Source organism: Methylobacterium oryzae (assembly GCF_021398735.1).
In the GTDB taxonomy this organism is placed as follows: Bacteria; Pseudomonadota; Alphaproteobacteria; order Rhizobiales; family Beijerinckiaceae; genus Methylobacterium.
Genome location: NZ_CP090349.1, coordinates 5,102,902 through 5,128,352, shown reverse-complemented (window position 1 = coordinate 5,128,352; position 25,451 = coordinate 5,102,902). Strand labels below are relative to the sequence as shown.

Genomic DNA, 25,451 nt, shown 5'->3' with positions numbered 1-25,451 from the left:
CGTGCCGGCTGGGCTCTTCGCAGACCTGGGACCCGAGGTGCAACGGTCGCGCCAGCGTCGTCGGCGACCGTCCGCCGTGCGCGAACTCCGCCGATCGCGCTTCCATCCGCGTCCGTGGGCGTCCCGTGCGGGACCGGCGCGATCGCTTCCGACAAAGTCGCCGCCACGGACGTCTCGCAGATCCAGTCCAGCAACCTGTTCGGTACCCAGATCAGCGGGGAGGATGGAGCCACTTTCTGGTTGAGAAATTTTGTAGCCACTGTTTCTATAAGTAGAATAGTGGTCACGATGTTCTTTTTTGAAGCTCAATCAAGATGAAGGATTGACATGCGAAAATTGATATACAACTCTCGTGAGGTGCGTTTAGAGGGAGAATGGCAGGTATGCTACCTGAGGTTGGTGCCAGTGCGGGAGAATTTTCTGACTCGTCCTTGAGAAATTCAATCAAGATCGTCTGCGCCTACGTGATCCGGAATCCGGTATCCCCTGTCCAACTCTGTGAGATTTTAGCCAGTACGTACGAAATGCTTAGCCAGATCAGCGCGGGACCGGCGCGCGCGGTCGCGACGCCCGAGGCCGCCACCGCGCGGGAGATCCGCGCGTCCATCCAGGCCGAGGGCCTGATCAGCTTCATCGACGGCAGGTCCTACAAGACGCTCAAGCGTCACCTGACGGCTTACGGGCTGACACCGGAAGAGTATCGCGCCAAGTACGGGCTGCCGCGCGACTATCCGATGGTGGCTCCGGGTTACGCCGCCAAGCGCTCGGAGATCGCGCGATCGCTGCAGCTGCGACACAGGGCGGGATAGGCCCTCTCAATCGCGTCCGGAGCGGTTCGCCGCGATACACGCGGTCAGGCGGGGATCGGGCGACCCGGATCGATCACGGAGTCCGGCCAGGGATTCTGCCCGTCGCTCAGCCAGCGCAGCGTGTCGGCCCAGAATCCGCCGCTCCTGCGCGCGTGGAACAGGCCGAAATGGCCGGGCGCCTCCGCGCCGATCGCGGACGGGGTCAGCTGTACCTGGATGCGCGGGCTCGACACGTAGTAGCCGAGGGCCCGGCGGATCGCCGCCGGCGTGCCGAACGGGTCGTCCGGCGTACCGACCGCCAGGATCGGGGCGCGGACGGCGGCGAAGCGGGCGAGGAGGGCGGGGCGCTCGGCGGCCGGGTAGCTCGCCTCCATGCGCCGCCCGCGGAATGCCCACTCGTAGGCCACGCCGGCCGGCAGATCCTCGAGCCATCCGAGCCGACGGCCGGGAAAGTAGCCGACGACGGCGGTGACGCACGGCATCAGCAGGTGCCACTTCGCGATCATGCTGAGCCTCTCGCGGGCGCGATAATCGCGGCGATAGGCGAATTGCGCGCCGACGGTGAGGATGCGGTCCACCGCGCCCGCGGCCTCGGCGAAGCCGGGGAGGAAGCCGCCGATGCTGTGGCCGACGACCGTGAGCGGCCCCGCCTCGCGCTGCCGAATCCATCGGACGGCGGCGTCGAAGTCGAGCTCGCCCCAGTCCCGCCAGCGGATGCCGGATCCCCTCAGGCGCGCGGGCCGCGATTCGCCGATGCCGCGGTAATCGTAGGTGAGCACGACGAAGCCCCGCTCGGCCAGGAACCGCGCGTAGGCGTAGTAGTAGCGCGCGCGGACGCCGGTCGCCGGGTTGACGACGATCGTGCCCCGGCCCGGCGACCCGCTCGCGCCCGGGCGCCAGAGGTGACCGCGGAGCCGGTAGCCGTCGCGGCAGGCGATCGCCACGGGTCGCGCGTCGACACCGGCGGTCGCGGCGGGCGCGTGGCGGACGGGCGTCATCGGACCCCCTCGGCGGTGGCCGCCGGGACCGGACGATCGTCGATCGGGAGGTGGAGGAGCGCGGCGATCAGGCCCGCGAGGGCCGTGGCGAGCCAGACCCCATCGTAGGATCCGGAGACCTCCAGAACCACGCCCCCCAGCCACGCCCCGAGGAACGAGCCGATCTGGTGGCTGAGGAAGACGATCCCGAACAGCGTCCCGAGGTGACGGATCCCGAAGACCCGCGCCACCAGGCCGCTCGTCAGCGGGACCGTGCCCAGCCAGGTCAGGCCCATCACGGCCGCGAACGCCAGGACGACAGCCTCGGATTTCGGCGCGACGAGGAAGGTGCCGATCGCGGCGGCGCGGATGAGGTAGAGCCAGACCAGGACGTGCTGCGGCCGGTACCGGCCGCCGAGCCAGCCGCACCCCCAGCTCCCGGCCATGTTGAAAAGGCCGATCAGCGCCAGCGCGGTCGCGCCCAGGCCCGCCGGCATGTGGCAGAGGGCGAGGTACCCCGGAAGGTGGGTCGCGATGAAGGCGAGCTGGAAGCCGCAGGTGAAGAAGCCGAGCGTCAGCAGCCGGTAGCCCGGGTGCCGCCACGCCCGCAGGAGCGCCTCGGACAGGCTGCCGGCCGCCGAAGAGCCGTCCGGCACGCCGGCGCGGGGCGCGCGGTCGAGCGCGACACCGAGCGGCGCGAGCGCGACGATGATCGCCGCGAGCGCGAGGAGCCCCGCGCTCACGCCCGCGACCGCGGTCACGGACTGCGCGAACGGGACGAGCAGCACCTGGCCGAGCGAGCCGCCGGCGCTCGCGAGGCCCAGAGCCGCGCTGCGACGCTCCGGTGCGGAGGCGCGACCGACCGCGGTCAGGACGACGCCGAAGCTGGTACAGCTGATCCCGATCCCGACCAGCAGCCCCAGGCCGAGCAGCAGCGTCGGCGCCGCCGGCGCGAGCGCCGTCAGGACGAGGCCGCCCGCGTAGACCAGTGCGCCGAGGGCGACGACCGGCGCGGCCCCGTAGCGGTCCGCCGCCGCGCCCGCGAAGGGCTGCGCGAAGCCCCAGACGAGGTTGTGCAGGGCGATGGCGAGGGCGGTCGTCGCCACCGGGATGCCGGTCTCGAGGGAGAAGGGCCCGAGGAACAGCCCGAAGGTCTGCCGGATGCCCATCGCGCCGCTCAGAACCAGGCCGGCCGCGACCGCCACCGGCACCACCGGCAACCCGCCCCGTCGCCCTGCGCGCGCGCGCCCGATCGTTGCCATCGCGGCCTCCGTTGGCTGTCGCCTTCGGAGACGGTCGCAGCCGGTGGCCGGCGCGACAAACGAGAAGATTTCCACGGGCAGTGAACGCCGCTCACGGGCGGGGCGCGCCGTCCCGGTCCCGTCGGGCCCTCAGGCGGCGCCGGTCGGGAAGCGCCGCTTCTGCTCGGCCGCGAACCGGCGCGCCTCTGCCAGCAGCCAGGTCCGGAACAGGTCGGGCTCCGGCCGGTCGTCGTCGCCCTCGGCGCTCACGAGCCAGTGGGAGGTCGCCGCCGGGACGGCGGGGCCGACCCCGACGAGCGTACCCTCGCGCAGCTCCCGGTCCATGAGCGCCCCCCGGCCGAGGGCGATGCCGAGGCCCGCGGCCGCGGCCTGGAGCGCCATCGCGAACGTGTCGACGTGCAGGGTGTCGGCCGAGGCCAGCTCCACCGCCCCCGACGCGTCGCTCCAGGCCTGCCAGTCCTCGGTCGCGGAGGTGACGTGGATCGTCGTCGCGCGCCGGAGGTCGAGGGCGCCGTCCGGACCGGTGACGGCCCCGCGCTGGGCCGGGCTGCAGACGGGGAGCAGCCAATCCTCGAACAGGCGGACGCTGCGGTGGCGCGGAGTCGGAACCCGGCCGAGACGGAGGGCGAAGTCGAAGCCGTCGATCGGGAAGCCGACCTGCCGGTGGGAGGTGTCGATCCGGATCGCGATCTGCGGGTGGCGGCTGCGAAAGGCCGGGAGCCGGGGCAGCAGCCACCGCGTCGCCAGGGTCGGTGCGCAGCTGATGGCCAGGGTCCTGCCGGACCGCGGCGTGGGCAGGCGGCGCGTGCCGATCAGGATGAGGGACAGCGCCTCGGACACGTAGGTCAGGTACTCGGCCCCCTCGCGCGTCAGCGCCAGCCGGCCCGGCTCCCGGACGAACAGCTTGACGCCCAGCGCCTTCTCGAGGCCGACGATCCCGTGGCTCACGGCGCTCGGCGTCAGGTTCAGTTCGGACGCCGCGCGGGCGAAGCTGAGATGGCGGCCGGCCGCTTCGAAGAGCCTGAGCGTGGAGAGGGGAGGCGTGCGGGGCCGCATGGGATCGTCGGGGTGAGCCTGCCGGTCGCCGGGGCAGCGACGTCGTCGTCCGACGGGGAAGCTAGCCCGGATGGTGTCGCGTGCCCAAGGCGGTGCGTGCGCCCGGCCGGTCAGATCAGGCGCAGGATCACCTGTCCGGTGACGGTCTCGAACACGATCAGGCGACCCCGCCCGTCGAAGACGGCCGCGGCGTCGCCCTCGGGAGCGAAGCGCGCGCGCAGGCTCCCGCTGCCCTGCCACAGGACGGCCGGTCCGCGGATCCGGTTCGCGCCGGGCACGCTGGCCCAGAGCGTCCCCTCCTCGGTGGCGGTCGCGGCCCAGAGGCGGCCGTTCTCCGCCGCGACTAGGCGCGGCGGGTCCGCGGGCTCCGCGCGCGCGGCGGCCTCGATCAACGCGCGCTCCTGCTCCCGGGAGGCCGTCGTGAAAGCGTGGGGATGCGCCCGCAGGTGCGGATGCGCGCCGGTCCCCTCGAGGGACCAAGCGACGGCCTCGGTCAGGCCGAGCACGCCGACGCCGCGATCGGGCGGCGTCCAGAACCGGCACGTCACCGCAAGGGTGCGGGAGGACAGGCTCCACCACTCGATCAGGCCGTCGTGCCGGGCGTAGATCAGGGCGCTCGCGTCCGCGAAGGCGGCGAGCAGCAGCGGCCGGCCCGGTTCGGTCATGGGCAGGCGCCAATGGTGCGCCAGGGCGCCGTCGGAGCCGGGCGCGCCGCCCGCGCGACCGAGGAGCGAGGCGGTGTCCAGCCGGACGAGCGCCTCCCCGTCGAAGACGAGCCAGCCGGTCTCGTCCGCCTGACCATGCCAGTGCGTGATCGGCAGCGGACCGAGCGGCAGGAGCCGTCCGGTGCCGGCGTCGAAGAGCTGGACGTCGGGGCCGTCGAGCGTCTCGCGCAGAACGAGGGCCCGGTCGCCCGCGCCGAGACGCGCGAAGCCCGTCAGGCCATCCACCTGTCCCCGCCAGCGCTCGCGGCCGGCGCGGCCGAGGAGGCGCACGAGCCCGGAGCGGTAGCCCAGGAGCAGCCGCCCGCCCGACAGGAGCGCGGCATCGGCGATCTCGGAGAGCGCCGGGCCGTCAGGGACGACGAGCGGGCCCGCCAGGCGGGAGGCGGACGGTGCGGTGCGCGTCCTGAGCTGCCGGAGATGCTGGCGCAGGGCGACCTGTCCACCGGCTTCCGCGAAGCGCCCGGCGAGCCGGGCGCGCTCCGCATCGTGGCCGAGGATGCCGTCATCCGCGGCGAGGCGGCGCGCGAGGCCGCGGCAGAGGAGCGCGAAGGCGGGCGTCGGCGGCCGCTCCGGACCGCCCTCGAACTGCGCGTCGAGCAGGAGCGCGGCCACCGCGCTCCGGCGCGCCGCCGCCTCGGCCCCGGTCGCGCTCACCAGGTCCGCGAAGGCGGCGTGCAGCCGGTCGCCGTCCCGTCCCTCCCAGGGCAGGGCGCGCAGGGCCCGGGCGAGCGGCGCGGCCGGCACCGGCGTCTCGGCGTCGAGGGCTTGCCGGATCCAGTCCAGTCGCCGCTCGGCCAGAGCCGGCAGGCCGAAGGTGACCGCGGCGGCGCGATCCAGGGCGCCGATCCCGACGAGGCGCGCGGCCCAGGCCTCGGCCAGGACCGGTCGGAACGGATCGTCGGCCCCGAGTTCCTTCCAGAGCTCCGCGTGGGCCTCGTGGCGGGCGGCGAGTGCCAGGGCCCGCTCGGTCTGCCCCGCCCGGAACCAGAGCGGGACGGTCGTCGCGGGCGGGAGGCGGCGCGCCTCGGCCAGACGGGCGGCGGTCTCCAGGCGCCCGGATTCCGCGAGGAGGCGCACCGCCTCGTGCGGGTTCCCGACCAGGCTGTCGAGCACGAAGGCCGCGCGATCCGTGTCGCCGCGTCCGGCCATCGCCACGGCCTGCGCGCGGTAGAGCGCCGCGAGCCGGATCTCGTCCGCGGGCGCGAGGCTCAGTCCGCTCGCCCGCTGCGGCCCGAGATCGAGGTCGAGGCTCCTGCGCAGCCCGGGCCCGGTCAGCGGCAGGTCGGCGAAGGCGCTCCCGCGCCGCGCCGCGCCGCCGAGACCGATCGCCCGGTACAGGGCCTCGTCGACGCGCCCCGCCGCGAACAGCCGCTCGACCTCGGTGAGCCGCCGGGCATAGAGGCGGCGAAGATGGACCGCGTAGGGCGAGCGCCACGCGAGCCACGCCGCCGCCCGGCACCAGATGGGCGTGCGTCCGCTGCCGGTTCCGGCGGGCTGGCTGGCCGAGGGCGCGGCGCCCTCACGCCCGGCCCGCGCTCCGCGGCGCCGGAACGCGAACCACGCGATGACGAGAAGGACCAGCACCGGCAGCGCGAGGCTGCCCCAGTGGGCCGCGGCGGCCCCGTGCTCCGCCGTCGTCCGGACGTTCTCGGCGAAGCCAAGCACCATGGCGCCGACCATGATGGAGGCCAGCAGGACGACGTAGGCGGTCCAGAGGAGCCCCAACGCGCCGCCGATCAGGCGCCGGAAGCGGGTGACGAGATCGCCGAGGACGTGCTTCGTCCGGCGCCGCGGCCGCCGGGTCACGGCGTCGCGGACCGGCGCGAGGGGGTCCGCGTCGGCGACGAGGGCGGGGGCGTTGACGAGGCGGCGCGCCGGCGCCGCCGGTCGCAGGACCGGCAGGCGTTCGGCCGGATGTACCGCGATCGCGTCGAGATCCCACCAACCGGCGATGTCGAGACTAGCGAAGGCCGCCAGCGGCTCGGCGGCGAGGCGTCCCCCCGTCATGTGGACGACATGGTCCCGCAGGGCCGCGGCGACGGGCGGCTCCGGCTCGGCGAGGGGTACGGCGGTCAGGATCCCGGCACTGCGCACGACCGGCAGGACCGGTCCGAGGGCCGCGCAGTCCCGCGTGACGGGCGCGGCGAACAGCACGAGCACGCGATCGCCGCGTGATCGCACCTCCGCGGCGTGCTCGAGCCAGGGAAGGAGCCGGGCGCGCCAGTCCGGCCCCGCGGAGCCGCGCGCCATCAGGATCCCGTCGAGGGGGATCGTGCCGGCATGCATCCAGCCGCGCGGGCGCAGGGCCGCGAGCGGCTCCCGGGCATCGGGGACCGGCGGCGGCCTCAGGCGCCCAGGCACGGGACGGTTTCCGCGAACGCGCCGAGATCTCTCAGGTGGGACCATCCGCGGTCGAGCTGGCCGAAGGCGAGCGCGTCGACGAAGCCCGCGGCGTCGCACCGCGCGGCCGCGATGCACGGGACGGCATCGGCATCGACGGCGACGCGCACCGCCTCGAGGGTCGCGTCCGGAAGCGTCAGGGGATCGCACGCCGCCGCGCCGTCCGGGGTCCGGAACGTCAGGCGCGCCGAGCCCGCCTCGTCGCGGTCGAGATGGAGGGCCAGGGGGCCCTCGACGGCCTGGGCGCTCACGCCGTCGTACGGGGGCACGATGCCGATGATCCGGCCCTGCGGCCCGAGGTGCGCGACCGCTCCGTCCGCGGCGCTCACCACGTGCCAGTGCCCGCCCGCCTGCTCGATCCCCAGGGTGGGCTGCCCGCGCACCGCGCAGAGGGCGAGGCCGCCGCCCGGCCGCAGCGATCCGGCCCGGCCGGGGAACCGCGCCACGACCTTCCCGTCGGACGGCCGCCGCGCGATCACCCCATCCGCGCGATCGCGCATCAGCAGACCGGCGGGCGTGACCGCGAGGGGAAGCTCGCCCGCGAGCGGCGCGTAGTCGATCAGCCGCGTCTCCGAGACCAGGAAGGCCGTGCCGTCGGCCGCCAGGAGCCAGGACCGGTTGCGGCGTTTCAGCGTCCCGAGGGGCGGCAGAACCGCCTTCGGCAGGCGCGGGCTCACCAGGGGATGATCCCGCGGGATCCGCCGGTCGAGCGTCGCAGCGGCGCCCGAGCGGTCGAAGGTCCAGCTGCGGAGCGTCAGGCGCGCGTCGTCGGCGTAGACGTTGAGGCACGCGGCCCGGATCCGCGACCGGCCGACGGCGAGCCCACGAGGCGCTCGTGGGGTGCGACCGGCAGGCGCAGCGCGCCGGAGGTGCCGGTGACGGGGACGATGAGAATGCCGTCGGGCCGCGCCACCAGGAGGTGCTCGCCGCAGGGCGCGAAGGCCAGCCCGCGGGGCGCCCAGTCCGGAGGCGCCGCGCTCCGGTCGGGCGCGGACCGCCGGGGCGGCGGGCGTCCGGGAGCCGGACGGGGCCGGAACGGGTCGCGCAACAGCGCCACCGCCTCGCGCTCCGGCGGGAGGTCGAGGCGCGCGGCGGCGACAGGGCCGGTGGCGTCCAGCACGGTGACGTCGGCGGCCACGGCGAGGCCGTCCGGCCCGAGACGCGGCCGCTCCTCGATGGTGATCCGCCGGCACGGTCGCGCCGCTTCGGGCAGGTCGGACCCGCCGATGAGCCAGAGGCTGGCGCCGGGCCGCCCGGCCGCGCGGGTCGCGACCGGCTCGGCCACGACCCGTTCGAGTTCGACCGCGTCGAGGGATGTGGCGGCGCTCTCGCGGAGAAGGACCGCGGCGTCGGACCGCTTCAACGCGCCGAGCCAGCGCCGCTCCGGCGTGGCGGTCGAGGCCCAGAGCAGGCGCGCGCCGCGCCGCCGGGCGAGACCGGCGAGGCAGAGCAGCGCCGCGAAGGCCACGAGGCGGGGGGCGCCGAGAAGTTCCGGCCCGGCATCGACCACGACCAGCACGGCGCCCGCATCCGCCGCCTGACGGTAGACCGGCTCCAGGGTCAGCAGGTCGCGCTCGGCCGCGCGCTGCAGGAAGGCGTCCGAATCGAGGTCGCGCCAGAGCCACTCCGAGGCGACGAGGCGCTCGATCCCGCCGCGTGTTCCGAGGCCCCCCAGCCCGTCGATCTCGCCCTGCGGTTGCCCGCCCGCGCCGTCGGCCCGCTCGACGAGGGGCCGCAGCGCCTCGACCAGCGCCGCGAGGATCCGCAGATCCGGTTCCGCCATGTCGGAGAAGAGCGTCGTCCAGGATGCCAGCGCCGGCGGAAGGGTCGTCCGCGGACCGGTCGATGCGGCGCTCACGCCGCCTCTCCCAGGCGGCCGGTATCGATGTCCGGCACGGCGCGCGAACCGGCGAGGTCGAGCAGGCGCAGGGTTTCGCCCTCGGGGACGAGCAGGGCCGGACCGCCCAGACCGTGCCGGTCGAGCAGGCGGCGCGCGACCTCGGCGCGCCAGGGCGCCGGCACGGCGAGGCGGCACCCGAAGGGCAGGAGCAGCGGCCCGTCGGCCGCCAGCCACCCGAGCGGCGTCGCGCACCAGGGCAGCGCCGGCCGGCCCGAGCCTGTGTCGGGGGCGAACAGGACGGCCTCGCCGCCCGCCAGCGCCAGGCGCAGGGTGGCGTAGCGGCCGATCCGCGGGGCGATCCGCGCCAAGAGACCGGCCGCGTCGCTGCGGGTGAGGCGCAGACCCACCGGCGAGCCGCCGGCCGCCGGCATCAACCGCAGGGGAAGACGCGCCGGATCCGGGATCACGCCGGGGTCACGCCCGCGACCGGTGCCCGGCAGCGCGTCAGCAGCGCGTCCCGCGCCGCGGCGAGGGCCCGCGGGCGCTCCTCCGCCCCGAAGGCGGCGTCGATCTGCACGAGGAAGGATTCGGCGCGGACCAGCCAGGCCTCGAAGGCGGGGGCGGTGCGGTCGTCCGGGGCGGAGGCGGCCAGAGCCTCCCCCTCCTTGGCGAGGTCCGCGGCCCGTGCGGCCGGACCGTAGCCCGCCGCCTTGGCGGCGGCGGGCAGGACGGGGCTCGCCGCGGCGCCGAGCTCGACGCGCAGCAGGTCGCGGGCCTCGTCCTGCGCGATCCGGTCCTGGACGAGGTGGATCATTGGCCACAAGTCGGCCTCCTCCGCAGCCGTCCGGCCCGCGATGAGCGCCGCCGCCGCGACGAGCGACTGGCCCCGCACTACGCGCCGGTCGCTCAGCCGCACGCCGCGGGCGCGCAGCTTGCGCACCACCTGCGCGTAGGCGGGCCGGACCGGCGAGAGGTCGATCCGCGCGGCGGCCTCGGCGAGGGCGTCGATCTCCGCGAGCGTCAGCGGCGCCTCCCCGTCGCCGGGTTCGACGGACGCGACCGGATCGCCGGCGAGCAGGGCCTCCAGGTCGGTGTCGGCCAGGGGATCGACGAAGGCCGTGACGAGGAAGCGGTCGGCGAAGGCCGCGAGACCGGGATCCTCCGGCAGGGCGTTGCTGGCGCCGACGCAGCAGCGCAGCGGGACGGCGGTGTCGAAATGCCCCCGGCGGTAGCGGCGCTCGTTCAGCACGCCGAGAAGCGCGTTCAGGATCGCGGTCGAGCCGAGGAAGACCTCATCGAGGAAGGCGAACTCGGCCTCCGGCAGCATGCCGGAGATGTCCGGCCGCAGCTTGCCCGCGCGCAGGGCTTCGAGGTCCAGCGGGCCGAACAGTTCGGCCGGTTCCGTGAAGCGCCCGATCAGGTACTCGAAGCAGCGCGCCCCGGTCCCGGCGGCGCAGGCCCGCACCGCGGCCGACTTGCCGGTGCCGGGCGGTCCGATCAGAAGGAGATGCTCGCGCGCCACCAGCGCGAGGTGCACCAGCTCCACCACGTGGCGACGCCCGACGAGGCCGCGGGCCGCGCGGCTGATGGCGCGCTCCAGGCGTGCGATCGCGGTATCGATACCCCCCTCCCGTCAGGTTCGGCCCGCTCGCCGCGACAGGGCGATCGGTCGCGGTGCCGTCCCGCGCTGCGCCGTCGAGCCGGCGGCGGGCGCCTCACGGAGCCCGTCCCGTGACGTGAGGCGCGGCCGGACCGAAGACTTTCCTGTGCGGCCGCGCGTCCCGATCATCGGCATCTGCCGAGATGCCAAATCTGCCCGTGTACGCGTCCCACTATCGTCGCGCAGCCCCGGCGCCGGGACGATCAGGCGAAACATTCTGACCACGAGACATCCCGGAATACTCTGATTCCGCGAGGCTAGCCCGGCGGTCGACTTCCGGTCAACGTGCCGCGACCGCCGCCTGACCATCGCGGCGGCGCGCACGCACCGGCGACGCGGTCAGTCCCGCGACGTCGGACCGGAGACCGGCGCCTTCGGGACCGCGAGGCGTCCCTCCTCGGCCTTGTTGATGTACTGGCTGGCGATGAAGAGCCCCTTCAGCGGCCGGATGATCGGCACGCAGGCCAGGAGGAGCAGCGGCAGCGTCACCACGGCGTGGACCCAGAGCGGCGGATCGTAGGTGAGTTCCAGCCAGATCCCGAAAGCGGTGACGGGGAACGCCATCGTCATCATGATGAAGAAGGCGGGCCCGTCCGCCGGATCGGCGAAGCCGTAGTCCAGCCCGCACGCCTCGCAGCGCGGCCGCAGGGTGATGAAGCCGTCGAACAGGCGTCCTGTCCCGCAGCGCGGGCAGCGGCAGCGCAGGCCGACGGACATGAGCGATTGGTCGGTGGTCCTCTGCATCATCGACGGTCCTGAGCAACAGGCCGGCGCCGATCCCTGATCGACCGGCCTTGCGCCTGCCGATTGTATGGCATATCAAGCCATACAATCGCGGTTGAGACTGAGCCATCCGACAGGTTTCTGGCGGATCGCGGCCGGTTTGGAACACTGAGCGCTCTGGCCGCACGCTCAATGTATGCATACAGTGGTGGGATTACAGGGGTCAATGATGGAATCCTGGAGCCCGACAATCGCCGGCGACACGGGGCCCAAGTACCTCGCCATCGTCCGGGCGTTGGCCGAGGACATCCGGGCCGGCCGGCTCTCGCCGGGAGCGCGCCTTCCGCCGCAGCGCGCCCTGGCGAAGCACCTCAACGTCGATCTCACGACGGTCACGCGCGCCTTCAACGAGGCGCGCCGAACGGGCCTGATCGACGCGACCGCGGGCCGGGGCAGCTTCGTCCGGGCGTCCCGTTCGCCGGCCGCGGAGATGCGCAGGCCCGATCCGTCCGGCAGCGTCGATTTCAGCATGAACATGCCGCCCCAGCCGGAGGCGGCGCGGCTGGCGGAGCGCCTGGAGGCGGGTCTGTCGCGGTTGGCCGGTTCGTCGACCTTCCTGGCCCGGATGCAGTACCAGGACAGTGCCGGGAACCTCGCCGACCGGGCGGCGGCGGCCCACTGGCTCGGTCAACGGCTCGGGGCGCTCCCGATGCAGCGCGTCCTCGTGGCCGGTGGTGCCCAGGTCGTGCTCGCCGCCGTGCTCGCTGCCGTCCTGAAGCCGGGCGACGCCCTCTGCGTCCCGGCGCTCACCTATCCCGGGCTGCGCATGGCCGCGGAGCGCCGCGGCGTCCGCCTCCTGCCTGTGGTCGGCGACGCGGAGGGGCTCGACCCGGACGCCCTGCTCGAGCGGTGCCGATCCGATCGGCCGCGGGCCCTGTACCTCGTGCCGACCCTCGACAACCCGACCACCGCGACCCTGCCGGCAATCCGGCGTCGGCGGATCGCCGAGATCGCCCGCACGCACGGCGTCGCCATCATCGAGGACGACGCGTACGGCGCCTTGCCCCACGACGCGCCGGCTCCCATCGCGTCTCAGGCGAGCGACATCACGTGGCACATCGCGACGCTGTCCAAATGCGCGAGTCCCGGCCTGCGCATCGCCTACGTCGCGGTCCCGGGAACGAACGAGGCGGTGCGGCTGGCGGCCGAGCTGCGCGCGATCAACATGATGGCCTCGCCCCTCACGGCCGCGCTCGCCTCGCACTGGATCGCCGAGGGCGAACTCGACGGCATCGTCGCGGCGATCCGGCAGGAGAACGAGCTCAGGCAGGCGGTCGCGCGCGAGACGCTCCGGGACCTAGACGTCTGGGCGCATCCGTGCGGGCACCATCTGTGGCTCCGGCTGCCCGATCCCTGGCGTCGCGGCGAGTTCGGCGCCCACGCGCGCCAGCTCGGCGTGTCGGTCGTCCCGAGCGACGCCTTCGCGGTCGGGGCCGCCCCGGAAGCGATCCGCGTCTCCCTGGGCGCGGCGCCGGACGCCGAGACGCTCCGGTACGGCCTCAGCCTGCTCGCGACGCTGCTGGCGCACCCGCCCGGCGCGATCTCCACCGTTGTCTGAGCCGGCAGAGGCGGCGCGTGCCGGTCCGACCCCTCTGACCGCGAAGGGAACGCGATGCTCCGGTGTCTCAGGCGGACGCGCCCGCGCATCCCGCGTCGTCCCTCGCGCGTCTCGGCACTGGCGCTGGCACTGCTCGCGTCAGCCTGCTCGGACGACGGACGGGAGCGCCGCCGCGCCCTGGGCGAGACCCCGACGTTCGACGACGTCATGCGGGTGGCCGACGCGGAGCGCGGCGGGCGGCTGTTCGGTCAGTGCGCCGCCTGCCACACGATCAGCCCGGGGGCGGGCGATCGGAACGGACCCGAACTCTACGGCGTGCTCGGCAAGCCGGTCGCCAACAACAGCCGGCGCTACGGCTATACCGGGGCGCTCCGGGCGCTGGGCGGCGTCTGGACACCGGAGCGGATGGACCTCTGGCTCGCCGCCCCGGCGAAGCTGGCGCCCGGCACGCGCATGACCTTCCGCGGCCTTCCCGATCCCCTCGATCGGGGGGATCTCATCGCCTATCTCCGGACCCGGTCACCGGGGGACGGTGACGCAGAGGCGCACCCGTCGCGGCCTTGAGCGGCTCCCCGGCGGCATCGCGCGTCCTTCGCGACGCGATCGGAGTCGGGATCGTCCTGCCGGTCCGACGAAGCGCGTGGGCAGGGCGACGCCGTGCGCGTACTGGATCAGAGTTGGTGCGAGACCCGCGATCATCGACCAAGCGACGAGCCGGTCGGATCCGGACGCGGTTTCGTCATCCTGCGCGTCGCCATCGGCCGTCCCCTCGCGGTCGCGGCCGGTGATCGGCCGCCTCGGAGCGGCGTTGTGGTCAAGCTCCTCTGCCGCCGGATTGCGCGACGTCTCGCGTGGCGGCACGGACTGACCCGGCGATCCCTCAGATCAGCCCGACGGATTCTTCCGGGAAGCGGATCGCGAAGACCGCCCCCAGCCCGGGACCGGCGCTCTCCGCCGTGGCGCGGCCGCCGTGAAGCTCGGCGATCCGACGGACGATCGAGAGCCCGAGACCGGTCGAATTCTCGCCGCCGGTGGGCTTGGCCGACAGGCGCTGGAACCGCCCGAACACGCGGGCCGAATCCTCCGGCGAGAGGCCGGGCCCGTGGTCGGCGACGGCGCAGATCAGTTCCGCGCCGCGCGGGCCCGGCTCGCGGCTGACCCGGACCGTGATCGCCCCGCCCGTCGGGCTGTACTTGATGGCGTTCGAGACGAGGTTGTCGAGGGCCTCGCGCAGGCGCTCGGCGTCGCCGCAGAGGAACAGCTCGTCCGGGCCTTCGCAGACCAGGGTCTGGTCCTTCGCGTCGGCGAGCGGCCGGTCGGCCTCGCAGACCTCCCGGGCGAGGCCCGCGAGGTCGACCGGTTCCCGGCGCAGGCTGATGTCGAGGGCGTCGTTCATCGCGTCGGCCATGAGGCTGTCGATCATGGTCGTCAGCCCCTTGGCGCTGGTGCGCACGTGCTGCACCTGCGCCCGCATCTGCTCCCGGTCGCCCTGCATGTCGATCAGGTCGGACAGCATCTCGGCGCGGCCGAGGATGACCGCCAGCGGGTTCTTCAGATCGTGCGCGATCGTGCCGAGGATCTCGGTCTTCAGGCTGTTGGCGCGCCGCAGGTCCGAGCGCTGCAGGTCCAGCCGGCGATTCGCCCGGATCAGCTCGGCGGTCCGCTCGACGACCCGCCGCTCGAGGTCGGCGTTGGTCAGCTGTAGCCGCTCGTAGAGGATGACGTTGTCGAAGGCGATCGACAGCCGGCTCGTGAACAGGGCGATGAGCGACCGGTCGGTCTCGGACAACTGGCGGTCGGCCTCGATCAGCGCGACGATCTCGCTGCCGCTCGCCGTGTGCAGATACAGGGTCGACCAGTGCTCGCCGAAGCTGTGCCGGCGCTCGGCAAAGGCGCGTTCGACGAGGGGTTGCACCCGCTCCTCCAGCGGCCAGCACGGCTCGCGGCCGGCGTAGTGGCCGTAACAGCCGGAGCCGGCCAGAACGCAGAAGCGCTCCTGCGGGGCGGCGGTCTCGCGCAGGACCAAGATGCCGGCGCAGGCGACGTTCAGGAGCGAGGCGACCTGGGTGAGGACACCCTCCGCCAAGCGCTGCATCGACTTGTGATCGAGGAGCATCGGCGCGGCGTCGATGATGATCTCGAGCCCGCGCCGGGTCTCGTCGAGGCGCTTGAGCTGCTGATGGGCGCGCAGGGCCGCGGTGAGGCTGGTGAACAGCTTGTCGGCGGTCAGCTCGGTCTTCGCCTTGTAGTCGTTGATGTCGTAGTCGACGATGATCCGCCGCTCCGGCGCCTGCCCGGGCTGGCCGGTCCTCAGGATGATGCGCACGGTCTCCTGCCGGAGCTCGCGCCGGATGTAGTCCACCAGCTCCAGCCCGGCATTGTCGGTCTCCATCACCACGTCGAGCAGCACCACCGCCACGTCGCGGCGCTCGGCGAGCAGCACCCGCGCCTCCGCGGCCGAACGGGCGGTGAGAATCTCCAGGCCGCGCCCGTCGAGGGTGTAGCTCGCCAGCGCGTAGCGCGTGCCGTCATGCACGGCCGGATCGTCGTCGATCACGGCGATCACCCAGGCTCCCGCGGTCGGCTGCGCCTCGTCGAGGTCGTCAGGGATCAGCGTGAGGGTGTCATCGTCCATGGCTATGACCTGAAATGCTGCTCGCAATCGGACGACTACGCTAGAAATCGTGTTGAAAACTTGTCACGCTACCGTGAGCCGATACGATTCCTGCATTCGTTCAAGAGCGAACCCGGAAAGTGCGCACCGCTGCGATGACCATACCAGACAGCCCCGCCCCCGGCGCCGCCCGCGGCGGTGCGGCGATCCCGTCGATCGCCGTGGTGGACGACGAGGCGGCGACCCGTGAGATGGTCGGGGATTACCTGAAGCTCCACGGGTTCTCGGTGGTCCTGTGCGACGGCGGGCGCTCCTTGCGGGAGCACCTCGCCGGCCACAGCCCGGACCTGATCGTGCTCGACCTGAACATGCCCGAGGAGGACGGGCTCTCCATCGTGCGCGACCTCAAGGCCCGGACCGCGATCCCGATCATCATGCTCACCGCCACGGCGAGCGCGATCGACCGCGTGGTCGGGCTGGAGCTCGGGGCCGACGATTACTTGCCCAAGCCCTGCGAGTTGCGCGAGCTGGTCGCCCGCGTGCGCTCGGTCCTGCGCCGCGTGCAGACGCCGACCGCCGCCGCGCCGGCCCCGGTTCCCGTGAGCGGGCGCCGCATCCGGTTCGGCACGAAATGGCTGGAGCTCGACGCCCTGCGCCTCAGCGACGATGCCGGTCTGGAGCAGGCGCTCACCCGCTCGGAATTCGACCTGCTGAAGGCGTTCGCCGACAATCCGCGGCGGGCGCTCTCGCGCGAGCGCCTGCTCGACCTCGCGGACGCCCGCGACCCGGACGCGTTCGACCGCGCCATCGACGTACGGATCAACCGCATCCGCAAGAAGGTCGAGCCGGACCCCGGCAATCCGCGCTACATCCGCACCGTGCGGGGCCTCGGATACATATTCCGCCCCGAGGGAGACTGATGCGACCCGGATCAATGTTGCGTCGTGATGGGGTGACGCAACAATTCACGCTCCAGATCGGGCTGAAAGCAATATCCGCGGTACGGAGCGTCCCTATCAGCGTGGCAGGACCGAGGGCCGCAAGTGCCCGGAGGACGGGCCATGCGACACGTGATCGGTACCTCGTCGGCCGCGGCTTTCGGCACGCTCTGCGTCCTGGCGCTCGTCGGCTGGACCCAAGCGGCCAGCACGGTGCCGATGCAGGCCAGCGGGGGCGCAAAAGCCTCCGCGGCGGCCCGTGACGGCGCCGCCTGTGGCGGGGCGGCCTGGCCGTACCCGCCCGGCGCCTGCGCGGGTGCCGGCCCGGTCGGCGACCCGGCGGGCCGTCGCGTCCGGCTCATCGCGGTCGACGCCGCGCCCGGCCGTCGATGAGGGGCGCGAACCGCCATGCCGCACTTCAGCGACGACCCCGGTGCCGACGAAGATCCCGACCTGCTCGGCGCGCTGCGCCGCATGCTGCACGGCGGAGAACGCGCTCCGCGGCGCCTGCCGACCTGCGCCGAGCGGTTCGGCGTGCCGGCGCCGCGCGATCGCGCGCGTGACGCGCAGGATGCCGTGCTGGCCGGCCCGGACCCGCGGCCGCCCCGATCCCGACATCGCTGAGACCACCCGTGGCGGATGGCTTCGACGCCGTCTCTGCGCGCGCAGCGAAGCGATCCGGCGGCGCCGTATCGGCCGGACGCGCGCAGCCCTGGGTCGCTTCGCTGCGCGCGCGATGACGGAGCGGGCGGCAGCGACCGAAGACTGCGCGCGGACACCGGGTGATCCGGTCGCCGGAACGCCGCCCGATTGCACCGCTCTCCGGCACGGCCTTAAGTTGCTGCCGGACCCCTATGTCGGGACGCGGATGCGGGTTGGACCCAAGATCGCCCTGGTCGGTGGCGTGCCGATCCTCGCCGCCGGCGCGATCGCCATGGCCGGCTGGCTCCTCCTGGCGCAGGAGGAGCGCGCCCGGCGCGGCGCGGTCCTGGCCGCCGACGTGTACCACGACATCGCCACCGCCCGCCTGGTCCGCGACCAGTACGCCGCCGCGGACGCGCAGGACCGGCCCGCCTACGCCGAGCGCTTCGCCAGCCTGACGGCACGGGCCGAGGCCGGCCTCGGCCGGCTCGCCGGCTTCGCCCGCATCGACGAGCAGCGCGCGCGGACCGCCTCGGTAGAGCGGGCGCTGGCCGGCTACCGGGGCGAGATGGACGCCTTCGTCCGCCGGACCCGGGAGAATGACGGCCTGATCCGCGAGATGACGCAGCGGGCCGACACCCTGATCGACCTCACCGACCGGGCGCGCCTGCGGCAGCAGGCCTCGAACGCCGACCTCGCGCGCTCGACGGCCGAGAAGGTCGAGGCGCTGCGGGTCGCCCGGGGCCTCGTCGCCCGCCTCAACGCCCTGCGAGCCCGGAGCGCGGAGAGCGCCGTGCTCGCCGCCCAGGCCGCGGCCCGGAGCGATGCGCCCGCGGCCGGCCCCGCCGGAGCGGCGGTCTCGGAGGGCGACGGCCCGCGCGCGCAGGGCCTCTTCCGCGCCGCCAGCCGCGACCTCGCGGCGGCGCTGCGGGCCGACGGCCGGGACGCCGACGCGGAGGCCCTCGACGCGCTCACCGCCGAGACGGCGGGGTCGAAGCCGGACCTCCGCGCGAGGCTCGACGCCTGGATCGAGCGCACCTTGAAGATCGAGACGTCCGGCCAGGAGAGCCTGCACGACGAGGTGGCGCAGCTGCTGGCCTATTCCGTGGAGGCCAACGAGATCGAGCGCGCCACCCAGAACGTCGCGATCAGCACCCTCAAGCTGGGGCCGCGCACCGCGGGCGCCCTCCTGCACCGGGACGCGGCCCTCGCCGAGCGGATGCGCGACGAGGGCGAGCGCCTCGCCCGGAGCGCCGCCTCGCTGCCGATCTCGCCGCTGATCCAGGCCGAGATGGTCCAGGCCCTCGACGGGTGGCGCGGGCGCCTCACCACCACCATCGGGGGCCTGCGGCAGCAGAACGCCATGATCGTCGCGATGGACGGGCTCGCCGCGACGATGATCGACAGCGCCAAGGCGCTCAACGACGCCTTCGTGGAGGACGCCGACCGGTCCGGCATCGTCATCCAGCGGATCCTGCTCGCCGGCGCGGCCGGGCTCCTGCTGTTCGGCGCGCTGGTCGTGATCCTCGTCGCCCGCTCGATCCTGGTGCCGTTGCGCGCCCTCCAGGGCGACATGGTCATGCTGACCGGTAACCCGGCGGGGGCGGCCGTGCGGGGCACGGCGCGCCGGGACGAGCTCGGCGACATCGCCCGCGCCACCGCGGTGTTCGTCTCCGAGATCACCCGCCGGGAAGGCGCGCTGCGCCGGGCCAAGGATCAGGCGGACGTCGCCCTGGTCGAGCTGCGCCGGACCCAGGACAACCTCGTCCGGGCCGAGAAGCTCGCCTCCCTCGGGCAGCTCGTGGCCGGGGTCGCCCACGAGATCAACACGCCGCTGGGCATCGCGCTCACCACCGGGACGCTCATGAGCGACGAGGCGCGGGCCTTCCGCACCGGCCTGTCTGCCGGCACGCTGTCGCGGTCCCGGCTGAACCACTTCGTCGACCGGGTCGAGGAGGGCGCCACCCTGCTCTGCACGAATCTCACCCGGGCCGCCGACCTCGTCCAGGGCTTCAAGCAGGTCGCGGTGGACCGCGTCAGCGACGAGAGCCGCAGCGTCGTGCTGGCGACCTGGCTCGACGACCTGCTGGCGAGCCTCAGGCCGATGCTGCGCAAGGGCGGCCATACGGTGGAGCGCGCCTGCCCCGCGGACCTCGTCATCGACACCAATCCCGGCGTGCTCGCGCAGATCGTGACCAACCTCATCGCGAACGCGGTCGTGCACGGGTTCCGGGCGGGCGAGCCGGGCCGGATCACCGTGGATGTGTCGGAGCGGGAGGGCGGCCTCGTGCGGATGGAGGTCCGCGACACCGGTCAGGGCATCCCGCCGGAGCACCTCGACCGGATCTTCGACCCGTTCTTCACGACGGCCCGCAGCGCCGGCAGCACGGGGCTCGGCATGCACATCGTCCACAATCTCGTGACCGCCAAGCTCGGCGGCCGCATCGCGGTCAGCAGCGAGCCCGGCCAGGGGACCGTCGTGCAGGTCGACTTTCCCGCCCAGGGTGCTGGAGCGGCCGCCCGGCCGCGGACCGGCGCGATCCGGACGCCGTGAGGCCGGCCGCGGCATACCGCGCCGGCCAGCGCGCCCTGGCGGCCGGCTTCATCTCGGCGGTGCTCCTGGGGCACGGCCCGGCATCGGCGCGCACCTTCGTGTTCTGCTCGGAAGGCAGCCCGGAAACCTTCGATCCCGCCCGCGCCACGACCACCACCACGATGAACGCCGCGTGGCAGGTCTACAATACGCTCGTGGAGTTCGTGCCCGGCACCACGACGATCCGCCCGGCCCTCGCCGAATCCTGGACGGTCTCGGAAGACGGCCGGACCTACGTCTTCGCTCTGCGGGACGGCGTCCGCTTCCACGCCAACGCGCGCTTCACCCCCACGCGCGCCCTGAACGCCGACGACGTGGTGTTCTCGTTCACCCGGCAGCGGCGCTCCGGGCCCGACGGCGCCGCGCAGGGCTTCACCTACTTCCACGATCTCGGCCTCGCCGACCTGATCGAGACCGTCGACGCCCCGGATCCGCGCCACGTCCGCTTCCGGTTGCGCGAGGCCGACACCACCTTCCTCGCCAACATCGCGCAGGCCTTCGGCGCCATCCTGTCCCTCGAGTACGCGGCCGCCCTCGCGGCCGGCAACGCGTCGGACGACCTCGCCCGGGCGCCCATCGGGACGGGCCCGTTCGTCTTCGAGGGGTACCGGCCGGATCAGGTCCTCCGCTACCGCGCCTTCCCGGATTACTGGCGCCGCGCCGCGGACGGGAACGAGCCGGGCGAGCGCCCCGACGGTCTTGTCTTCGCGATCACGCCGAACGCGGCGGTCCGGCTGAACAAGCTGCGGGCCGGCGAGTGCCACGCCATGGCGTTCCCGGCGACCGGCGACCTCGACGCGATCCGGGCGGAGCCGGGCCTGACGCTGCTCGCGCTGGCCGAGCTGAACGTCGCCTATCTCGCCCTCAACACGACCCGCGCGCCCTTCGGCGACGTCCGGGTGCGGCGCGCGGTCAACCTCGCCATCGACCGGCGGGCGATCGTGGCGGGCGTCTACGGCGACGCCGGGATCCTGGCGCAGGGGCCGCTGCCGCCCGGGATCTGGGCCCACGACGCGGACCTGCCGGACACCCCCTTCGATCGCGGCGAGGCGCTGCGCCTGCTGGCCGAGGCCGGGCTCGCCGACGGCTTCGACGTGGATCTGTGGTATCCGCCAGTCAGCCGACCCTACAACCCGAATGGCCGGCGCGTCGCCGACATGATCCAGGCCGACCTCGCGCAGGTGGGCATCCGCGCGCGCCCGGTCACGCGTCCCTGGAACGCGTACCGCGCCGCCCTGTACGGCGGAGAGCCCACGCTGATGCTCTACGGCTGGACGAGCGACAACGGCGACCCGGACAACTTCCTGAACGTCCTGCTCGGCTGCAAGGCCGCCCAGACCGGCGGCGCCAACCTCGCCCGCTGGTGCGACCCGGCCTACGACCGGCTGGTCGAGGCCGCCCGCCGAACCGGCGACCGGGAAGCGCGCCAGGCTCTGTACCGGCAGGCTCAGGCCATCGCCCGGCGCGCGATGCCCTGGGTGCCCCTGGCCCACACCAAGGTGCATCTGGCGCTCCGCGACGACGTGCTCGGCCTGACGATGGATCCCCTCGGCCGCCACCTGTTCGAGACGGTACGGTTCCGCGACCCGCGCTGACGGCAACGACAGCACCGTCCTCGCGAGCGGAGCGAAGCAATCCAGCAGCGCCACGTTCACTCACGGCGCGCATCCCTGGGTCGCTTCGCGGCGCTCGCGATGACGGTGTGGGCCGACCGCCCGCCACGCTCACTTCTTGGTCCGCTGCTGGAAGACCCGCAGCACCTGATTGCCCCGCGCCACGGCGTCGTCGAGGGCCCGCTGCGGCGCCTTCGCGCCGTCGAGCGCCGCCTCCAGTTCCTCGGCCCAGATGTCCCGGATCTGCAGCATGTTGCCCAGACGCAGACCGGCGGTGTTGCGTGTCGGCGGCCGCCGGGTGAGTTCCTGCACGGCGACGTGGAGCTGCGGGTGCCGCTCGAAGAAGCCCTCCGCCACCGCGTCGTCGTAGGCGGCGCGCGTGGTGGGGATGTAGCCAGTGTTCCGGTACATCGCGGCCTGCTGCCGCCCGTCCATCAGGAAGGCCAGGAACCGGGCGACGCCGCGGTACTCGTCCGCTGTCTTGCCCTGCATCACGTAGAGCGAGCCGCCGCCCAGGATCGCGTTCTGCGGCTCCGGCACGACGTCGGGATAGAAGGGCATGGGCACGACCGTCCAGTCGAACCGGGCGGCGGTGGCGACCTTGCCGTACAGGCTGGACGAGGTGAGGAAGATCGCGCAGTCGCCCGAGACGAACCGGCTCTCGCCGCGATTGACGCGGTCGTTGTACTCGAACACGCCCGCGCGCTTCAGGTCGACGAGGTTCTGCAGGTGGCGGACCTGGAGCGGGCCGTTGAAGACGAGTTCGGCATCGTAGCCGTCCAGGCCGTTGGAACGGGTCGCGAGCGGCCGGTCGTGCCAGACGGACAGCTGCTCGAGATGCACCCAGGTCGGCCAGGCGGAGGACAGGGCGCACCGCTTGCCGTCCGCCGCCTTGAGCCGCCGCGCGGCCTCGAAGACCTCGGGCCAAGTCGCCGGGGGCTGCTTGGCGTCGAGTCCCGCCAGACGGAACCGGTCGCGGTTGATCCACATCACCGTCGAGGAGACGTTGAAGGGGAGCGACAGCATCCCGCCCTCGGCATCCCGATAGTTGGTGGCGACGACCGGCAGGAAGTCCTCGGGCGTCACCGAGAGCCCGGCCTCCCGCATCACGGTGGCGACGGATCTGACGGCGCCGACGGCGGCCGCCATGGTGCCGTTGCCGACCTCGAAGACCTGCAGCAGGTGCGGCGCCGCGCCGGTGCGGTAGGCCGTGATGCCGCTGCTGATCGTCTCGGCGTAGGAGCCCTTGTAGACCGGCACGACCCGGTAGTCCGGCTGGGAGGCGTTGAAGGTGTCGGCGAGGCGGGTCACCAGCTCGCCGTTCGGCCCGTCCAGGGCGTGCCAGAACTGGATCTCGGTGAGGGCCGCGGCGGGCAGCGGGCGCAGCGCGGCGGGCAGCCCGACGAATAGCCCGACGAGCAGCGTCATGAGCAGGCCGGCGCTCGGCAGCCTCGAGCGGCCGACGCCGCGCCGGATGGGTTGCGTCGCGCCGCTCATGCCAGCCGCTCCGGTAGCCACAGCCGCAGCACCGTGCCGGCACCCGCGCTGCTCTGCAGTTCGACCCGCCCCTGGAGGCGGTTCACCACGAGGTTGTGGACGATGTGCAGGCCCAGGCCCGTGCCGCCGCGGGCGCGGGCCGTCGTGAAGAACGGGTCGAACACGCGGCCGAGGTCGGCCCCGTCGATGCCGCGCCCGTCATCGGCGATGGAGAGGCCGATGCCGTCCCCGGACCGGATCCCCGTGATGGTGATGCGGCCGCCCTCCCGATCCTGGAAGCCGTGCTCGATCGCGTTCTTGACGGCGTTCGAGACGACCTGCGCCAGGATCCCCGGCAGGGTGTCGACGACGAGATCGGGCGGGCAGTCGACCTCGAAGACGTGGCGGCCCGGCCGCGCCAGGGCGCGCAGGCTCTTCAGGAGCTCGTCGATCCAGTCCGCGAGGTTCAGCGGGCGGCGGTCCTCGATGGCCTGATCGGCCGCCACCTGCTTGAAGCTGTAGAGGAGATCGGCCGCGCGCATCAGGTTGCTGGTCAGGAGCTGCGCGCCCTCCCGCATCCGCCCGGCATACTGGGTCAGCCGCGACCGGGAGAGCTGGTTGTCCCCGACCATGCGCGCGAACGCCGCCGAGTCGGACTGGACCTGCGTCGCCGTGGTCAGGGCGATGCCGAGCGGGGTGCTGATCTCGTGCGAGACGCCCGCCACGAGCTGCCCGAGCGAGGCGAGCCGTTCGGCGCGGATCAGGTCCTCCTGGGCCTGCCGCAGGGTCGTGAGCGCGTCGTCGGCGCGCTGGGAGGCGTTGCGCCGGTCCGCTTCGCGGCGGCGGATCTGCTCCAGGAACGCGTTGGTCGCCCTGGCGATGTCGCCGAGTTCGTCGCGTCGGGTGAGCAGGTGACTGTCGCGGCCGATATCCTCGGGGGCGGGCGCGGCGGCGGCGGTGACGATGCTGTGCTGGAGCGCGTGCAGCGGCCGGGTGATCGAGCGCGCCACCGCGGCGGCGGCGCCGATCCCCAGGCACAGGGCGCCGACCGCCCCCACGACCAGCAACTGCCGGATCACGCTGCCGAACTGGTCGGCATCGTCGATGAAGGCCCGGCTCAAGGTCTGCGCGTTGGCGCTCATCGTGGCGGCGCGGCTGTCCATGTCGGCGATGGTCTCGTTCTGCTCGCCGATCTTCCCGATCGTCGCGGCGAGCTGCGTGCGCCACCCGTCGATCGCCTCCGCCATCTCGTCCCGGATGCTCACCGGGATGAGCAGCGTCCGGGACGTGCCCGACAGCTCCGCGCCCGCCTCCAGCACCCGCGACGCTTCCGCAGTATCCCGGCGCGCCAGGGCCGCATCCGTCCGCCGGGCCAGGCGCAGGGCCGTGAGGGCGATGTCCTGGGCGGAGAGCTCGGCCTCGTTCGAGAGGACCGAGTGACGGATCAGGAGCGCGACCTCCTCGTACAGCCGGTTCTGCCGGGTGACGTTCACTTGGACGAGCTGGTCGCACCACTCGACCAGGACGCGGCCGGCCTGGGTCGCGCGGGTCAGCTCGAAGCCCTCGGAGAGCACCCTGTTGAGGCCGTCCTCGGTCCGGCTCCGGTCGCGGTACGCCTTCAGGAGCTTTGTCGCCCGGTCCGCCGCCCCCGCCTCGCCGTCGACCCGCAGGACGCGGCGTAGCCGGTCGCCCACCGCATCGAGCTGCCGAAGGTCGGCGGCGAGCTCATCGAACTCGATCGGGAAGACCGGGCGACCGATGCGCGCCCGGTTCAGCTCCGCGGTGCTGATCGCCTCCCGGAGCTCCCGGAGAGCCGTGACGACGCCCTGGTTCCGCTCCAGCTCGGCATCCTTGACGGCCAGGACGGCGATCAGCTGAGCGTTGTCCTGCTGCTGGCGCCGGCGCGCAACGTCGGTCAGGGCCACCAGGGCGTCCGCCCGCCGGGCCATATCGGCGATCGTCGCGTTCGCGGTCCGCTCGGAGAGCAGGAGCGAGCGCATGCGCGTCACCTGCGAGTTCAGATCGCCCGTGACGGTCGCCACGAGAGCCGACTGGCCGCGCGTGCGCGCGAGACCCTCCAGGCGTTCGAGCTGCCCGGCCGCCGTGGCGGCCCGCTCGTCGAAGCGACGCTCGGCCTCGTCCCGCCGCGCGGTGCCGCCGCTGACGGCATCCGCCCGCGCCCGGTTCATCGACGTCAGCGTCTGTGCGGTCTCCGTCGCCACCACGGCGCCGGTCCGGGCCCGCTCGGCCTCGTAGAGCAGGATCCAGGCGCCCAGCGCGATGGCGGCCGCGACGAGAATCGGGATCGCGCCGACCACGAGGACGCGGCGCGCGATCCCGGACCTCCCCAACCCGCGGATCATCGCGCCGCGCACCGTGTCCCGCGCCCCGTCACCCGTCCCGCTCCCCGATCCATCGCTGATTCCGCGACGACACAGTCCGTTATTGTGCCATCGGCGCGATGACTTCCCGAGAGCGCTGAAGCAACACGGGACGCAATATTCC

At 73.5% G+C, this 25,451-nt stretch carries 20 protein-coding genes; 8 read left to right on the top strand and 12 right to left on the bottom strand.

The annotated features are described in order from the left end of the window. Positions 1–383: 383 nt before the first annotated feature. Positions 384–809: a MucR family transcriptional regulator gene (locus LXM90_RS24525; RefSeq protein ID WP_026604922.1), complete on the top strand. Its 426-nt coding sequence runs from the start codon at positions 384–386 to the stop codon at positions 807–809. Positions 810–853: 44 nt separating this feature from the next. Here LXM90_RS24525 and LXM90_RS24520 read toward each other — a convergent pair whose 3' ends face one another. From LXM90_RS24520 to LXM90_RS24480, 9 genes are all read right to left on the bottom strand, one after another. Then, positions 854–1,807, bottom strand: a complete 954-nt coding sequence (locus LXM90_RS24520) for an alpha/beta fold hydrolase (RefSeq protein ID WP_020093121.1) — start codon at positions 1,805–1,807, stop codon at positions 854–856. Beyond that, on the bottom strand, positions 1,804–3,048 hold the full coding sequence (locus LXM90_RS24515) for an MFS transporter (protein WP_043712583.1): 1,245 nt from the start codon (positions 3,046–3,048) through the stop codon (positions 1,804–1,806). The genes LXM90_RS24520 and LXM90_RS24515 overlap by 4 nt, the downstream gene beginning before the upstream one ends. A gap of 129 nt (positions 3,049–3,177) precedes the next feature. Next, positions 3,178–4,104 (bottom strand): LysR substrate-binding domain-containing protein, encoded by a 927-nt coding sequence (locus LXM90_RS24510; RefSeq protein ID WP_020093123.1) that lies wholly within the window; start codon positions 4,102–4,104, stop codon positions 3,178–3,180. Between the two features lie 110 nt (positions 4,105–4,214). After that, entirely contained in the window at positions 4,215–7,190 is a 2,976-nt protein-coding gene (locus LXM90_RS24505; RefSeq protein ID WP_234081175.1) for a hypothetical protein, read from the bottom strand. Next, positions 7,175–7,906 carry a hypothetical protein gene (locus tag LXM90_RS24500; RefSeq protein WP_020093125.1) on the bottom strand — a complete coding sequence of 244 codons (732 nt, stop codon included), beginning with the start codon at positions 7,904–7,906 and terminating at the stop codon, positions 7,175–7,177. Before LXM90_RS24500 ends, LXM90_RS24505 begins: the two co-directional genes overlap by 16 nt. 77 nt (positions 7,907–7,983) lie before the next feature. Beyond that, positions 7,984–9,087: a hypothetical protein gene (locus LXM90_RS24495; RefSeq protein WP_020093126.1), complete on the bottom strand. Its 1,104-nt coding sequence runs from the start codon at positions 9,085–9,087 to the stop codon at positions 7,984–7,986. After that, positions 9,084–9,536: a hypothetical protein gene (locus LXM90_RS24490; RefSeq protein ID WP_158684213.1), complete on the bottom strand. Its 453-nt coding sequence runs from the start codon at positions 9,534–9,536 to the stop codon at positions 9,084–9,086. The genes LXM90_RS24495 and LXM90_RS24490 overlap by 4 nt, the downstream gene beginning before the upstream one ends. Beyond that, on the bottom strand, positions 9,533–10,669 hold the full coding sequence (locus tag LXM90_RS24485; RefSeq protein WP_267965803.1) for an AAA family ATPase: 1,137 nt from the start codon (positions 10,667–10,669) through the stop codon (positions 9,533–9,535). The genes LXM90_RS24490 and LXM90_RS24485 overlap by 4 nt, the downstream gene beginning before the upstream one ends. Before the next feature lie 399 nt (positions 10,670–11,068). Then, positions 11,069–11,473 (bottom strand): DUF983 domain-containing protein, encoded by a 405-nt coding sequence (locus LXM90_RS24480; RefSeq protein WP_085986796.1) that lies wholly within the window; start codon positions 11,471–11,473, stop codon positions 11,069–11,071. A gap of 205 nt (positions 11,474–11,678) precedes the next feature. On the opposite strand from LXM90_RS24480, the gene LXM90_RS24475 reads away from it, so the two are divergent. Together LXM90_RS24475 and LXM90_RS24470 are read left to right on the top strand one after the other, a co-directional pair. Next, positions 11,679–13,070, top strand: a complete 1,392-nt coding sequence (locus tag LXM90_RS24475; RefSeq protein ID WP_020093130.1) for a PLP-dependent aminotransferase family protein — start codon at positions 11,679–11,681, stop codon at positions 13,068–13,070. A 54-nt stretch (positions 13,071–13,124) separates the two neighbouring features. Continuing rightward, positions 13,125–13,634: a c-type cytochrome gene (locus tag LXM90_RS24470; RefSeq protein ID WP_234081171.1), complete on the top strand. Its 510-nt coding sequence runs from the start codon at positions 13,125–13,127 to the stop codon at positions 13,632–13,634. Between the two features lie 316 nt (positions 13,635–13,950). Here the strand turns inward: LXM90_RS24470 and LXM90_RS24465 are convergent, their stop codons facing one another. After that, on the bottom strand, positions 13,951–15,705 hold the full coding sequence (locus LXM90_RS24465) for a DUF3369 domain-containing protein (protein WP_020093132.1): 1,755 nt from the start codon (positions 15,703–15,705) through the stop codon (positions 13,951–13,953). A gap of 134 nt (positions 15,706–15,839) precedes the next feature. Between LXM90_RS24465 and LXM90_RS24460 the strand changes: the two genes are divergently transcribed. The 5 genes from LXM90_RS24460 to LXM90_RS24440 all read left to right on the top strand — a co-directional run bounded on the left by LXM90_RS24460 (position 15,840) and on the right by LXM90_RS24440 (position 21,452). Next, positions 15,840–16,604 carry a response regulator gene (locus LXM90_RS24460; RefSeq protein ID WP_020093133.1) on the top strand — a complete coding sequence of 255 codons (765 nt, stop codon included), beginning with the start codon at positions 15,840–15,842 and terminating at the stop codon, positions 16,602–16,604. Between the two features lie 141 nt (positions 16,605–16,745). Beyond that, positions 16,746–17,015 carry a hypothetical protein gene (locus tag LXM90_RS24455; protein WP_020093134.1) on the top strand — a complete coding sequence of 90 codons (270 nt, stop codon included), beginning with the start codon at positions 16,746–16,748 and terminating at the stop codon, positions 17,013–17,015. 15 nt (positions 17,016–17,030) lie between these two features. Further along, entirely contained in the window at positions 17,031–17,246 is a 216-nt protein-coding gene (locus tag LXM90_RS24450) for a hypothetical protein (RefSeq protein WP_020093135.1), read from the top strand. A 244-nt stretch (positions 17,247–17,490) separates the two neighbouring features. Continuing rightward, complete coding sequence (locus LXM90_RS24445) at positions 17,491–19,818, top strand: sensor histidine kinase (RefSeq protein ID WP_020093136.1); 2,328 nt, start codon at positions 17,491–17,493, stop codon at positions 19,816–19,818. Beyond that, entirely contained in the window at positions 19,815–21,452 is a 1,638-nt protein-coding gene (locus tag LXM90_RS24440; protein WP_020093137.1) for an ABC transporter substrate-binding protein, read from the top strand. Before LXM90_RS24445 ends, LXM90_RS24440 begins: the two co-directional genes overlap by 4 nt. 129 nt (positions 21,453–21,581) lie before the next feature. Here the strand turns inward: LXM90_RS24440 and ugpB are convergent, their stop codons facing one another. Together ugpB and LXM90_RS24430 are read right to left on the bottom strand one after the other, a co-directional pair. Then, entirely contained in the window at positions 21,582–22,967 is a 1,386-nt protein-coding gene (ugpB, locus tag LXM90_RS24435; protein ID WP_020093138.1) for a sn-glycerol-3-phosphate ABC transporter substrate-binding protein UgpB, read from the bottom strand. Beyond that, positions 22,964–25,309, bottom strand: a complete 2,346-nt coding sequence (locus LXM90_RS24430; RefSeq protein WP_026604924.1) for a sensor histidine kinase — start codon at positions 25,307–25,309, stop codon at positions 22,964–22,966. Before LXM90_RS24430 ends, ugpB begins: the two co-directional genes overlap by 4 nt. Positions 25,310–25,451: the final 142 nt, after the last annotated feature.